This window comes from Lysobacter tyrosinilyticus, from assembly GCF_054779815.1.
On record NZ_BAAGXN010000001.1, the window covers coordinates 845559 to 858960 of the forward strand.

General features: G+C 65.5%; 10 protein-coding genes. 5 read left to right on the forward strand and 5 right to left on the reverse strand.

Features of this window, described 5'->3' with window-relative positions:
• The first annotated feature begins 64 nt into the window (after window positions 1-64).
• On the forward strand, window positions 65-475 hold the full coding sequence (yiaA, locus tag ACYVGK_RS03515; RefSeq protein WP_460731845.1) for an inner membrane protein YiaA: 411 nt from the start codon (window positions 65-67) through the stop codon (window positions 473-475).
• A gap of 94 nt (window positions 476-569) precedes the next feature.
• Window positions 570-1193, forward strand: coding sequence for a GIY-YIG nuclease family protein (locus tag ACYVGK_RS03520; protein WP_460731846.1), 624 nt, complete (start codon window positions 570-572; stop codon window positions 1191-1193).
• A gap of 98 nt (window positions 1194-1291) precedes the next feature.
• Here ACYVGK_RS03520 and ACYVGK_RS03525 read toward each other — a convergent pair whose 3' ends face one another.
• Window positions 1292-1465 (reverse strand): outer membrane protein, encoded by a 174-nt coding sequence (locus tag ACYVGK_RS03525; protein ID WP_460731847.1) that lies wholly within the window; start codon window positions 1463-1465, stop codon window positions 1292-1294.
• Here ACYVGK_RS03525 and ACYVGK_RS03530 point away from each other — a divergent pair.
• Window positions 1449-1610: a hypothetical protein gene (locus ACYVGK_RS03530; protein ID WP_460731848.1), complete on the forward strand. Its 162-nt coding sequence runs from the start codon at window positions 1449-1451 to the stop codon at window positions 1608-1610. The two genes, ACYVGK_RS03525 and ACYVGK_RS03530, sit on opposite strands and share 17 nt — an antisense overlap.
• Window positions 1611-1677: 67 nt before the next feature.
• Here ACYVGK_RS03530 and ACYVGK_RS03535 read toward each other — a convergent pair whose 3' ends face one another.
• Window positions 1678-3306 (reverse strand): ABC transporter permease subunit, encoded by a 1629-nt coding sequence (locus ACYVGK_RS03535; RefSeq protein ID WP_460731849.1) that lies wholly within the window; start codon window positions 3304-3306, stop codon window positions 1678-1680.
• Window positions 3303-4184, reverse strand: coding sequence for an ABC transporter ATP-binding protein (locus ACYVGK_RS03540; protein WP_460731850.1), 882 nt, complete (start codon window positions 4182-4184; stop codon window positions 3303-3305). The genes ACYVGK_RS03535 and ACYVGK_RS03540 overlap by 4 nt, the downstream gene beginning before the upstream one ends.
• A gap of 255 nt (window positions 4185-4439) precedes the next feature.
• Here ACYVGK_RS03540 and ACYVGK_RS03545 point away from each other — a divergent pair, with 255 nt between their 5' ends.
• The gene (locus tag ACYVGK_RS03545; RefSeq protein WP_460731851.1) at window positions 4440-5663 is read left to right on the forward strand and encodes a serine hydrolase domain-containing protein; all 1224 of its coding nucleotides are present in this window, start codon (window positions 4440-4442) and stop codon (window positions 5661-5663) included.
• A gap of 4 nt (window positions 5664-5667) precedes the next feature.
• Here the strand turns inward: ACYVGK_RS03545 and ACYVGK_RS03550 are convergent, their stop codons facing one another.
• Both ACYVGK_RS03550 and ACYVGK_RS03555 read right to left on the reverse strand, forming a co-directional pair.
• Window positions 5668-7866, reverse strand: coding sequence for a putative bifunctional diguanylate cyclase/phosphodiesterase (locus ACYVGK_RS03550; RefSeq protein WP_460731852.1), 2199 nt, complete (start codon window positions 7864-7866; stop codon window positions 5668-5670).
• Entirely contained in the window at window positions 7863-10937 is a 3075-nt protein-coding gene (locus ACYVGK_RS03555) for a two-component regulator propeller domain-containing protein (RefSeq protein WP_460731853.1), read from the reverse strand. The genes ACYVGK_RS03550 and ACYVGK_RS03555 overlap by 4 nt, the downstream gene beginning before the upstream one ends.
• Window positions 10938-11151: 214 nt before the next feature.
• Here ACYVGK_RS03555 and ACYVGK_RS03560 point away from each other — a divergent pair, with 214 nt between their 5' ends.
• The gene (locus tag ACYVGK_RS03560) at window positions 11152-13395 is read left to right on the forward strand and encodes a CocE/NonD family hydrolase (protein ID WP_460731854.1); all 2244 of its coding nucleotides are present in this window, start codon (window positions 11152-11154) and stop codon (window positions 13393-13395) included.
• The last annotated feature ends 7 nt before the right edge of the window (window positions 13396-13402 follow it).

The following is a 13402-nucleotide window of genomic DNA, read 5'->3' on the forward strand; positions in this document are numbered from 1 at the left end:
TGGGGACATTGACCAGCCTGAACGCGTCCCGGCAGACTCCAGCCTTCGTTTCCGAGGAATAGACATGAGATCACACGCTCAACGCCCGACTCCCGCGTTCATTGGCGCCTCGTGGGTTGCGCTGTTCGTCGGGTCGATCGCGTACTTTGCCGGGCTTTGGAACGCGCCGATGCAGCTCAACGAAAAGGGCTATTACTTCACGGTGCTGATGTACGGGCTGTTCTCCGCGGTCTCGCTGCAGAAGTCCGTGCGCGACCGGCTCGAGGGTATCCAGGTCACGGGGTTGTATTACGGCTTGTGCTGGTTCTCGCTGCTCGTCGCCGTGCTGCTGCTGTCCACTGGCCTGTGGAATGCGACGCTGTCCCTGAGCGAGAAGGGTTTCTACGCGATGGCGTACCTGCTGAGCTTGTTCGCCGCGGTGGCGGTCCAGAAGAACGTGCGCGACATGGCGGCACTGCAACGCGATCCGGCCTGACCAGGATTGCGGCGCGATGGCCGATGTCATCGCGCCGCGCGAGGTCGGAGGGTTCACCCAGCGCCGAACCGTCGGTGCGCCAGAATGATCGCCGATGACCGCGCGAGCATTTCCTCAGAGAGATATCGAGAGGCCCGCTGGATACAGCGGAGCCGGCTTTGTCTATGTCGCCGCATGCAGCGGTCCTGAGGACATTCTCAAGGTGGGACTCAGCCATGATCCCATTGCGCGCTGGTCTGCGTTCCACCGCAGGTGGTTCGAAGCATTCGATCTCGAGCAGAGCCTGTTGATCCAGACCGAGACGCGCCGCGATGCCCAGACACTGGAAACGCAGTTGCACCGGCTGTTGCGGGAGCACAACTGTCCCGCGCCGATGACCATGCGCGATCAGTTCGGTGGCGCCACGGAATGGTATCGCGGTGCCTATGCGACGGCGCTCGGCTTTGCACAGGCGGCCGCGCGCCAAGGCTACGTGCTCCACTTGCCCGCGAGGCGCTGGTTCGAACCTGCGGTGCGGGCGCGGGTGGATGTTCTGGCGGGACTACTCGACCAGGCCCGGCGCGACGTGGTCAGCGGTGCCATGTCGCCTGCGCAACTGGAGGCACTGCACGATCTGATCGATATGTACCGTGCGTTCGATGACAGCCTCGATGCGCGCTATTCGGTGGAGCTGGCGACGCTGCCTCGACCGGGCGGTCTCGATTGGTCCCGTGATTAGCAAGTGTCGCGATACGCAGGGCGAATGGAAGCCCGCCCTGCGTTGTAGAAGACAAGAGGCCTGCGGACGCAGGCCTCTTGTCCACTCTCCGATTCCGATCAGAATCGATAATTGAGGCCGACGCGGAATACGTTCAGGCGCAGATCCGCCGTATGGGTAAAGACGTTGCTCGGGAAGTTCTGCGAGGGCGTAAAGGCGGTCAGGTTGGTGCTGGTGCCGCTGACCTTGCCGAAGTCGGCATATAGGTATTCCGCCTTGAACGACGAGTTCAACGACACCTTCGCGACGGCGCACGAGAGCTTCTCCACCTCGAAGACCAAGCACGACTGGGCCTACGGCGTTGGCTACGAGTACGGCTTCGCGGGCCAGTGGTCGGGTCAACCGACGGCTCAGGCCCAGTTGCTCGGCGCCTTTTGATTTGCCGGCTCCGGTCAGGAGAACATTGTGTCGGCGCAATCCCGCTGGGGATTACGCCGAATGCTTCCTAGACGCGAGCAGCCACGCCCTGTCGCCATCCGACCACCAGCAGCGCAATCGCCATCGGTATCCCCGCGGCATGCCAGGCCAGCGTGGTCTGCGGCGCCGCCAGCGTATTGAGCACGAGTGCGCCCTGCGCACTGATGTAGGCCGCGACGAGCAGGCTCAGTTCGAACGGACGCGCGTTGCGGAACAGCGCGCCCATGGCCAGGCCCCACAGCGCCACCGAAGCGCCGACCAGGATGGTGGTGAGGGCTGCGGTCGGATGCTGCACTGCCAGTCGCAGCAGTGCCGGTAGTGTCACTGCCCAGGCGAGACCAATCGCCATCGCCACTCGCGTGCCCAGCAGCTTTGAGCGCATGCCCGGTGCGGTGAATACCAGCGCCGCGGTGCGGGTGTCGTGCTCGCGCAGGATCAGGCGCGAGAACACATCCAGGCACAGGGTCCAGGCGACGAGGATGGCGATCGCCAGGTTCTCGTCCGGTGTTGCCAGTTGCACGATGAACACGATTGCCATCGCCAGCCACCACCACCAGCGCCGTGAGCGCAGCACCAGGCGCAGTTCCGCGGCCAGCAGCGCGCTGCCGGTGTGCCGCTGCATTGGCTTCAGCAGCCAGTCCAGCCAGCGCAGCGAGGCGCCGGCGCCACGGCTTTCATTGGCCTTGCTAGTGCGGGAAGCAAAGCGATCAAGCAGCGGCGAAGCCGCCAGCAACACCAGCGTTGCCAGGCCGAGCCAGAAGAGGCGGGCAGACAGCTGAGCGCTGCTGACGTTCCATTCCTTCCAGCCGATCAGGATCGGTCGCGCGCCTTCCAGCGGCTGCATGCCCACACTCAGGCCAGACGTCACGGTGCTTTCATCGGCGCCGAACTGATCGGGGTTTTTCGCCTTCCCCCCCTGCGCCCGCTCGCGAGCCCACTGTGCTTCCAGTGCCTCGCGTGCCGCGGGCCAGTTGTGCGCGATGTCGTATTCGGCCGCGACCAGACCCTGGCTGTCGCCCGGGAACGGCGGCGGGGCGCTCTTGTCGCGCGCGGCATTCGACACGCCGATGCTCACCAGGGCGATGAACACGAAGAAGAACAGCACGTTGCCGGCACTACGACGCAGCCATGGCACCAGGTCGAACCAGATCGCCAGCGCGGCGGTCAACGCGAGCGACGGCATCGTGATCAACGCGACCGGCTTGACCAGTTCGATCAGGTCGACGTGCATGTCCTCGCCGCGGATCAGCTGCAGTGCCAGCCCGAACAGCAGGCCCACCAGCAGCACGCCGCTAAACACGGTCAGGTGGCTGAGCCATTTCGCGATCAAGTAGGCGCGGCGGCTCATCGTGGTGGTGACCAGCAACTGCCAGGTCCGCGTGTCGATATCGCGCGTCACCGTGCCGCGCACGAGATAGAAACCGGCCAGCGAGAGCAGCGGGCTGTAGATCAGCGCCACGGCCATACCCACCCAGGCGCTGGAATAGCGGCCGCGCAGGTTGCCGATGCCTACCGTCAGGTAATCGGCCGTCGCGGGTGGCAGACACCACCACATGAAGGCGCCCAGCGCGAATATCACGATCCAGTAGCGCGGCGAGCGCATGCGTTGCAGCAGGTCGGCGCGCAGGATCGCACCGGTTGCGCGGAGTGTGTTCATGCCGATGCTCCCGCGCGATGCAGCAGCCACAGATAGGCGTCTTCGAGGTCGGGCGAGACCAGGGCGGCGTCGTTCGACGGTGCGCGTTCGCCGACTACGCGAACTTCCACGCCTTGCGCGCGACGTTGTGCGCGGCTGATGCGAAACTTCGCACGCACGTCGGCGAGTTGCTCGGAAGGAACCATCCAGTTCCACACATGGCCCTGGGCCGAAGCGATCAATGCCTCGGGCGTGCCATGGAAGCGCAGCTGGCCGGCGGCCATCACCGCAAGCTCGCCCGCGCTGGCTTCGATGTCGGAGACGATATGAGTGGAGAGGATCACCAGCCGCTGTCCGGCCAGTTCGGCGAGCAGGTGGCGGAAGCGCACGCGCTCTTCCGGATCCAGGCCGACGGTCGGCTCGTCGACGATCAGCAGGCGCGGATCATTGAGCAGGGCCTGGGCAATGCCCACGCGCTGGCGCATGCCGCCGGAATAGCCGCCCAGGCGGCGGTCGGCGACGTCGTGCAGGCCGACCATTTCGAGACATTCATCGACACGCTCGGCAACCTTGCGCGCGGGCAGGCCTTTCACCGACGCGAGGAAGGCGAGAAACTCGCGGGCCGAGAGCGCCTCGTAGACGCCGAAATCCTGTGGCAGATAGCCCAGCTCGGCGCGTAGCGCATCGGGTTTGCGGGCGATGTCCTCGCCGCGCCACAGCACCCGGCCGGTGGTGGCGCGGGCCAGGGTGGACAGCACGCGCATCAGGGTGGACTTGCCGGCGCCATTGGGGCCCAGCAGGCCGACGATGCCCGGACCGAGCTTCAGACCGACGTCCGCGACCGCCTGATGACCACCGCGATAGCGGTAACCGACTGATTCCAAAGTCAATTCAAGCATGGTCCTGCACCCCTGAGGTGATTCGTTGTGTAGGTAGTGTAGTGAAGTATAACACCTACATACATATTACTTCTGGCAGGGGGTTCGAAGGCGCCGAGACGAGGGGCTTGGATCAGGGCCAATGGGTAGTGGCGGCAAAGACCTGCACCTTCCCGTTACATTTCGGCACGCCGTGGCGGGGGACTAGTCCGCGCCGCCGCAATGGATGGACAAGGTCGAAGTCGCTTCCCAACGCCGCAGCCGAAGGAACTTCCCATGCAAGTGCACGGACTGGCCACGCCGCGATTCGCCACTATCGCCGCACGTGCATTCGCTTCGGCGTCGCGGCTACTGATCGCGACTTGCCTGCTGCTCGCGTGCCCGCAGTTGTCGGCGCAACCGCGCCTCAGTCAGGACCAGATCGCCAAGATCGACGCGTTGTTTGCGGGGTTCGATCGAGAGGGCTCGCCGGGATATGCCATCGGTGTCGTGAAGAATGGCGAGCTGGTGTACGCACGCGGGTACGGGCGGGCCGATCTCGAGAACGACATCCCGATCACGCCGCAGACGTCGTTTCACCTGGCGTCGTTGTCGAAGCAGTTCACGGCCGCCGCCGTCGCCCTGCTGATTCTCGACGGGAAGCTCAGCCTGGATACACCAGTCGCGACCTTCATCCCCGAAGCGCGCAAGTACGGCGACGACCTGCGCCTCAAGCATCTCATCTATTTCACCAGCGGCCTGACGGAATACTTCTCGCAACCGCGCAGAAACGGATTGCCCTGGTTCTCGTTCGACTACTTCACTACTGATGAAGCGATCGAGGCATCGCTCAAGGTCGACCGGCTGAAATTCGCGCCCGGCTCGCGCTGGGAATACGCGAATATCGACTACATGCTACTGGCCCGAATCGTCGAGCGCGCCAGTGGCATGCCGTTCTCCGAGTTTCTTGGCAGGCGCGTCTTTGCGCCGCTGGGCATGGACGATTCGCTGCTCAACGACGATCCGACCACGGTCATACCGCATCGGGCCACCGCCTATGCCGATCGTTCGAATGCCGATATCGCCCGCGCGCTGCATTCGGTTGGCGTCGACATCCATGACGGCACCGGCTATGTGCGCCTGCCCCGGGTGTCGCCGCATTTCGGTGGCAGCGGCGTGTTCAGTTCGGTCGAAGACCTGGCGAAGTGGGATGCGGACTTCTACCGGCACCGGCTCGCCGGTCCCGAATTCACCGAATTAATGCTGCGGCGGGAGAAGTTCCAGCACGACAAGGACAACGACGCCTTCGGCCTGGTCCACGGCTCCTACAAAGGGCGGCCGATGATCTGGTTCTCAGGCGCCGACTTCGACGCGTCGACCTACATGGCGCGGCTGCCGGAAGACGGGCTCACCGTGATCTGCCTGTCCAACATGCCGACGGGTGATGCGGAAGGCAAAGCCCGACAAATACTCGACGCCTTGTTGGCCGGGTCGGCGCCGCCGCCGGCTGCGAGCCAGTGAGCCGCTAGATCGGCGCGCGCGCTGTTTCGATTTCGGTCACATACACCGACAGCGGACGCGGCCGGTCGAACAGATAGCCCTGTCCGTAATCGACGCCGAGTTCGATCAGTGCGTCGCGTTGCGCCGTGGTTTCGGTGTGTTCCGCGATCGTCAACTTGTTCAGCACGTGGGCGATGCGGGTGATTGAGCGGACCACTTCCAGGGCGATGGGCGATCGATCCATGTCGCGCACGAAGCTGCCGTCGATCTTGAAGTAGTCGACGTCGAGCGCGCGCAGGTAGCTGAAGGAACACAAGCCCGTGCCGAAGTCGTCCAGCGCGAACTGGCAGCCGAGTGCGCGCAGCTCGCTGATCACGCGCTGCGCGCGCGCCATGTCGCGCACCGCACTGGTCTCGGTGATCTCGAAGCACAGTCGTTGCGGTGCGACCGAGCTGCGGCGCACGCGTTGCACCAGGTAGCCGATGAAGCTTTCGTCGGCCATCGCATGCCCGGTCAGGTTGATCGCGCAGGTGGAGATCTGTCCGGTGGCATCGGGGTGCGCTTCCAGGCATTCCAGGGCCATCTCGACGACCTTGCGATCGATCCGCGCACTCAATCCGAAGCGCATCGCCGCAGGCAGGAACTTGTCCGGCGTGTGCGGTGCGCCGCCGTTGGAATCGCGCAGGCGCAGCAACAGTTCGAAGCGATGGCCGGCGGCGGGCGCGGCCAAGGGCATGATCGCCTGAGCGTACAACTGGAAGTCGTCGCCCTTCAGGGCCTGGCGGATGCGCAGCGTCCAGCGCATCTCCGAGGTGGCATCGTTGAGCGCGCCGGCGAGCGATCCGGCCATGATGACGCGATTGCCGCCCTGTTCCTTGGCGGTGAAGCAGGCCGCGTCCGCCTGCGACATGAGCTCCGGCAACGTGATCTCGCCCGGCTGGAACGGAACCAGCCCGATGCTGGCCGTCGTCGACAGTCGTTGTTCCTCGTATTCGGTCTGGCAGTTCTCGACCGCGCGCAGCAGCGCCTGTGCACGCTCGCGCGCTACGGTGATGCTGCAGCCGTTGAACAGGACGATGAATTCATCGGCGCCGTAATGCCCAAGCAGGTCGAGCGGCGTGAGTTCGCCGCGCAAGGTCTCCGCGACCGCGGCGATCAGGGCATCGCCTGCGGCATGGCTGGCGGTGTCGTTGATCAGTTTCAGGTTGTCGAGATCGAGATAGGCCAGTGCCATCGACGAGCTGGCCGGATCTACCAGCAGCGTGGCGGCCTTCGCTTCGAATCCGGCGCGATTCGGCAATCCGGTGAGCGGATCGGTGCTGGCGCGGCGCTCCAGCGAGCGCGCGGTCGCGCGCTGCGCGCGCATGGCCATGGCGAGGATCGTTGGCATGCTCGCCAACACGCACAGGTACACCAGCAGGATCACGGCTTCGAGGGTTCGCGATGGCGGTCGGAAACCGCCCAGGCCATAGCCGGCCAGCATGCCGACGAGCGCAACCGTCAACAGCACCGACGATGCGGTCCTTACCGGCGAGAAGCGCAACGCACTCCACAGCATGATCGCGAGCGGCAGGCTGGTCAGGCCGAGTGCATAGCGCGGCGAGAGGCTTGCGCCCCAGGACATCAGCAGGAAGCTGGCGATCAGCGCGATGTTCCAGATCTGGCGCTCGGGTTCGGTGCCGGGGCTGGCATCGACACGCTGTGGCCGCTCGCGTGCGTCCAGCAGCAGCAACACGGCCGGCGCGACGCTGACCACGCCGAGCACGTCGCCGAATGCCCAGCGGATCCACGCGTCGCTCAATTTTTCGATGGGGACGAGGTGCGAAACCGACATGCCAAGGGTGCCGACGCTGGCGCTGACCAGCGCCAGCAACAGGGCCGCCACCGGCAGGCGCGTAACCATTTGCGCGACGTTCGACAGCTCGTCACGGCCGGCCCACCACGCGCCCACCCACGCGCCGAACGTCGTGGCCAGCAACGAGAACGGCAGGAAGGCGAGCGGTACCGGGGCGAAGCTGTGCACCAGCAATTGCGCCAACGGCACCAGCAACACCCACCGCTTGCCGTAGCGCATGGCACCAGCCAGCGCCACGCCGGAGGCCGGCCAGTACAGCGCGACTTCGTCCGGGTGGCCGATGTTGTAGACCGCGAACGCACCGGCAGCGACGTAGGCGCCGACCCACCCCAGCGCCAACGCCACGCTCTTCGCTTCCACACGGATCATGCGGTCGGCTCCGCCGTGCGCACTTCGGAGGTCAGCAACTGCAGGCGTCCGGCCACGAGCATGGCGTCGAGGTCGCGGCGCAATTCATCGATCAGCGTGGCCAGGTCCGTGCGCTCCGTCGGCAGCAGCGCGGCCCAGCCATCGCGGCCGTGCTGTTGCTGTGCGCGATACAGCGCGTAGTCGGCCAATTCGGCGATCTGTTCCCAGCCGAGGCGGTGGCGGCTGTCGCGATGCAGTGGGTATTCCGCGAGCCCGACCGTACAGGTCAGATGCAGCGGCGCGGCTTCGCCGACATCGAAGGGGAACGCCGCGACTGTCGAGCGCAGCCGCTCGCCCAGCATCCGCACCTGTCCCGCCGGCATCGGTCGGCTGACCAGCAGGAATTCCTCGCCGCTCCAGCGCACCAGATAGTCGCCTTCGCGCACCACCGACTTCAGCAACTGCGCGACCTGCTGGAGCACGCGATCGCCGACGCGACGACTGAAGCGCGTGTTGACCTCCTTGAAGCGGTCCATGTCCACCATGGCCAGCACGAGCACGCGATCGTAGTCGCCGCTGCGCTGCTGCTCGCGGTCGTAGTACGACAGATCCGCGGGGAGCTGGTTGCCAAGATAGCGCCGGTTGTGCAGTCCGGTGAGCGGATCGGCGAGGCTGACGCCTTCCAGCCGGGCGTTCGCGGAGTGCAGTTCCAGTGTGCGGTGCTGCACTTCCTTTTCGAGTTCGGCGCGTTGGCGCGCATGCAGCCACTGCTGGTGCCGGTAGATCGCATACAGCGAAACCGCGGCCAATGCGGCTGCGAGCATCTGGAACAGCCGCGTCTCGTAGAACCAGGGTGCGATGGTGAAGTGCAATGTCGCAGGCTGGCGGCTCCACACGCCGGCATTGTTGGCGCCGATCACCTCGAACGCGTAATCGCCCGGCGGCAGATTGGTGTAGTTGGCACTGCGCTGACTGGTGTCCTGGACGTGGTGCCAGGTCGGGTCGTAACCGCGCAGGCGATAGCGCAATTGCGTGCTGTGCGGGTCCTGGAAGCTCAGCACGGTGAATTCGAAGCCGAGGTCGCGTGCATCGGCCGGAAGCCCGAGCGTTTCTCCCGGTTGCGGTGTGCGCCAACCGTCGCGGGTGCGCACGCGTTCCACGATGACCGATGGCGCGAGCGGATTCTTCACGATCGCGCGCGTGTCCAGCGCCACCACGCCGTCGCGCGAGGGCAGCCAGAGCACACCGTCCGCATCGCGGAATCCTTTCGACATGCCCGCGCCGTTGCAACACAGACCGGGTTGCCCGGCATGGGGTGCGCTGCGCTCGGTGAGGACCATTTCGCCCGGCACCGGTTGCTTCGATTCGGCCGCGGTGGCCGGCAACGCCGACGCTGGCACCCGCGAAACGCCGCGGATGCCGGCGATCCACACCATTCCGTGCGGGTCCTCGGTCAGGAAGAAGGCGGAGTTCGCGGGAATGCCTTCCGCTTCGCCGAGCCGATGCCAGCGACCGCCCGCGAGCACGGAGATGTGCTGATCGAGCGTGCCGATGACGAGGCGGCCATCGTGCAGTTCGATGATGCTGGTGACATCGAGTTCCGGTGCCAGCCCGGCGTCCAGGCCGAGTTGTCGGGCGTGTCCGTCGCGCAGCTCGTACAGGCCCGACTGTGTGCCCAGCAACGTCCGCCCTTCGCGCAGGAAGGCGATGACCCGCACGCGCGGATCGCGCAGGCCCTGCTCCTGTGCGTAGCGCCTCAGCGTTCCGTCCTGCAGGCTATACAGCCCTTCGCTGCTGGTGATCCACAGCACGCCGGCCGGATCGCGCACGATGCCGTTGATCTGCGCGGTCGCCAGCGGGGCGAGTTCGGGTGGCGCGATGACGCGACCTTCCTGCAATACCACCAGGCCGCGCCGGGTGCCGATCCAGACGCGATCCTGCTCGGCCAGCAGGTTGTACGCATGCGGATGCGGCAGCGCAGATCCCGGCACCACCAGCTTCAAGGTGCCGTGTTCGAACAGGCTCAGGCCATCGTTCGTTCCGACCCACAGCCGACCATCGGGCGCCTTCGACAGCGACCACACGACCGCGTTGTGCAGGCCATCGCTGGTGCTGTAGCGACGGGTCCAGCCGTTCCACACACGCGCCAGGCCATCGGGTTGGCTGCCCAGCCACAGATTCCTTTCCCGGTCCTCGTAGATCGATGCGATCTGCTGCACCGCGCGCGGGTGCGATTCCGGAACGAATTCCACCAGCTTCGCGCCGCGCAGTCGCGCCAGTCCGGGATTGGTGCCGATCCACAGATTGCCGTCGCCATCGGCGCGCATCGACAAGACCGGAGCGCTGGCCAGCGCCGGATGCGCCTCGAAGCGCGACCAGCCGGTGCTATCGAGGGTGAACACGCCCTGCGCGGTACCCGCCCACATTCTTCCCTGCGTATTCACCAGTTGGCTGACTACGGTGGTCGCCGCCGCGGCCGGTAATGGCAGATGTGCGCGGCGGCCATTGGCGAGCCGGTCGACGGCGCCAAGCGTGCCGACCCAGAGTCCATCGGAGCGCACCAGCAGCGAGGTCGCCGGACGGGGACTGCCGGGAATCGCGACGAGGTGATTTCGGTCGACGCGGAAGACACCCTCCGATGTTGCGGCCAGGAGCGTGCCATCGGGCTTCTCGGCCAGGGCGAACACGTCGAGGGTGGGCATTGCCGGATCGGCTGGTGGCACCGGAATGAACCGGTCGCGTTCGCGCACCGCCAGACCCTTGTAGGTACCGATCCAGAGCCGGCCGCTGCGGTCGGTGAGCAACGCGCGAATCCAGATGCCGGGCAACCCGGGCGTGTCCTCCGGCGTGTAGGAGGTGAAGCGCATGCCGTCGAAACGCGCCAGCCCGCCCTGAGTGCCGACCCATAGATATCCGGCGCGATCCTGCGTGATGGACAGCACCGAGGTCTGCGGCAGTCCGCTCTGCGTCGTCCACCGATCGATCACGTAGTGGTGGAACGCCTTGTCCGGATCGAGCGCACTCGCAGCAGCCGCCCATGACAACAGGGCGACAAGACCGAGGCATTGCGCCAGACGCAGGCGGGCCGACATGACAGGAAGATTCCGCCGATCGTCGGGGCTTGTCCAGTTGCTACAGGAGAGTGCTGAATCCTTCATCCCGCTTCGAAGCTGGCGCGTGCTGCACTGCAAACCGGAAGCGCGCACATGGATGTTCCCGTGCCCGCCGGAACCGCCCCAATGGGGGATGACATGCGCCCTGTCTAGAATGCTCCGGGGCTCAAGGCGTCAGGGAAGGGATCGATCCATGTTCAGATCGTTGTTGGCCGCCGTACTGCTCTTGTGCGCGGTGCCGTCGGCATCGGCACAGCAGGTTCGATTCACGAGTGCGACCGGCGACGCCGCGCTGGCGCGAACGATGCCGGTCCTGGCCGAACGGACCTTGGCCGTGTACCGCGAGGACGACCGCGACCGTTACCTGGCCAATCTTTTCCGCCTGCAACTGGTCGCCGGCCGATACCCCGAAGCTGCGGCGACGATCCGCAATCTTCGGGAGCTGCGTGCAGCCAATGGCCTTGGCGCGACAGGCTTGTACGTTCAGTACGAGGTCTACGCCCAAGCCAAGGCCCTGCAACGCGCCAAATCCATCTCCTTCGCCCGGGCGTTCGAGCAGGCCTTCCGCACCGTGCATGCGGGTCTGAACGACAATGCCGCTCTGCAGGCGCAGTTTTCCTTCCGCGCCAACCTCGACGCGATGCAGGATGACCTGCGCAAGGCACTGCGTCAGCAACGCGGAAAATCCAGCATCGCGCTGACCGATGCGCTCGAACTCCTGCGCAGGTACCAGGTGCGCCAGGCTTATGCCGCGATGGCTCCACTTGCCGGTACGCTGATCGCAGAGGACGACGCACGACGCTATGTAGCGGATGCCGATGTGCTGGTCCGTACTCCGGACGGAGCGAATATCGCTGCACTGATGGTTCGGCCGAAATCCGCGTCGAAGCCGCTGCCGACCCTGCTGCAGTTCACCATCTACGCCAACGACGACTGGTCGTTGGCGGACGCCAAGCGTGCGGCGGCCCACGGTTACGTCGGTGTCGTGGCGTACACGCGCGGCAAGGGCCGCAGTCCCGATGCTGTGGTGCCCTACGAACACGATGGCGACGATGCGCGTGCGGTGATCGACTGGATCAGCCAACAGCCGTGGAGCGATGGCCGCGTCGGCATGTACGGCGGCAGCTACAACAGCTTCGCGCAATGGGCGGCAGCCAAGCGCCTGCCGCGGGCGTTGAAGGCCTTGATGACCTCAGCGTCCGCCGCACCGGGTATCGACATACCGATGCAGGGCAACATCTTCATGAGCTTCCTGTATCCATGGCCGTTCTATGTCGGCAACAACCACGCGCTCGACGACGCGACCTACGGCGACCAGAAGCGCTGGGACGCGCTCAACCGCAACTGGTACCGCAGCGGCCAGGCGTATCGCGACCTGGACCGGATCGACGGCACGGCCAATCCGATCTTCCACCGCTGGCTCGAACATCCCGGCTATGACGCCTACTGGCAGGCGATGATTCCGTATCAGCGCGAATTCGCCGCCATCGACATTCCGGTGCTGGCGACGTCCGGCTACTTCGATGGCGCCCTGGTCGGCGTGCAGTACTACTTCAACGAGCACACGCGCTACAACCGCCGCGCCGATCACACCCTGGTGATCGGTCCGTACGAGCACTTCACCATGCAGACCGGCGTGGGCCGCGTCGTGCAGGGTTACGAAGTCGACCCGGTGGCCAACGTCGACCTGCAGGACCTGCGCTTCCAGTGGTTCGACTACGTGTTCAAGGGCACAGCGAAGCCGGAGTTGCTCAAGGATCGGGTCAACTACCAGGTCATGGGTGCCAACGTCTGGAAGCACGCGCCGTCATTGGCTGCGATGAGCAACGGCGCCTTGCGCATGTACCTGCTCGCAGGCGAGGGCAAGCAGAACCGTCTGAGCACGGAAAGGCCAGGCCACAACAGCGTTATCGAGCAACGTATCGACTTCACCGACCGCGGCGATGGCGACTGGACTGCGCCACTGCTGTCGGTCACACCCACACTGGATGACCACAACGGCCTGGTGTTCACCAGCGCGCCGATGGAGCAGTCCACCGAAGTCAGCGGCCTGCTGTCCGGCCGGCTCGACTTCGTCGCCAACAAGCGCGACCTGGATGTGTCGGTCGCGCTGTACGAACGGATGGCCGATGGTCGCTATCTGCAGCTGACGACCTACATGGGGCGCGTCAGCTATGCACGCGATCGCAATCATCGCCGTCTGTTGACGCCGGGCAAGCGGCAGCGGGTGGATTTCGTCAGCGAACGCGCGACCAGCCGCCTGCTCCAGCCCGGCAGCGCCCTGGTGGCGGTGCTGAGCATCAACAAGCAGCCGGATCTGCAGATCAACTACGGTTCGGGCAAGGACGTGAGCGACGAAACCGTTGCTGATGCCGGCGAGCCGCTGCAGGTGCAGTGGCGTGGTGGCAGCTATCTCGATATTCCGGTCCGGCGTTGAGCGCGTG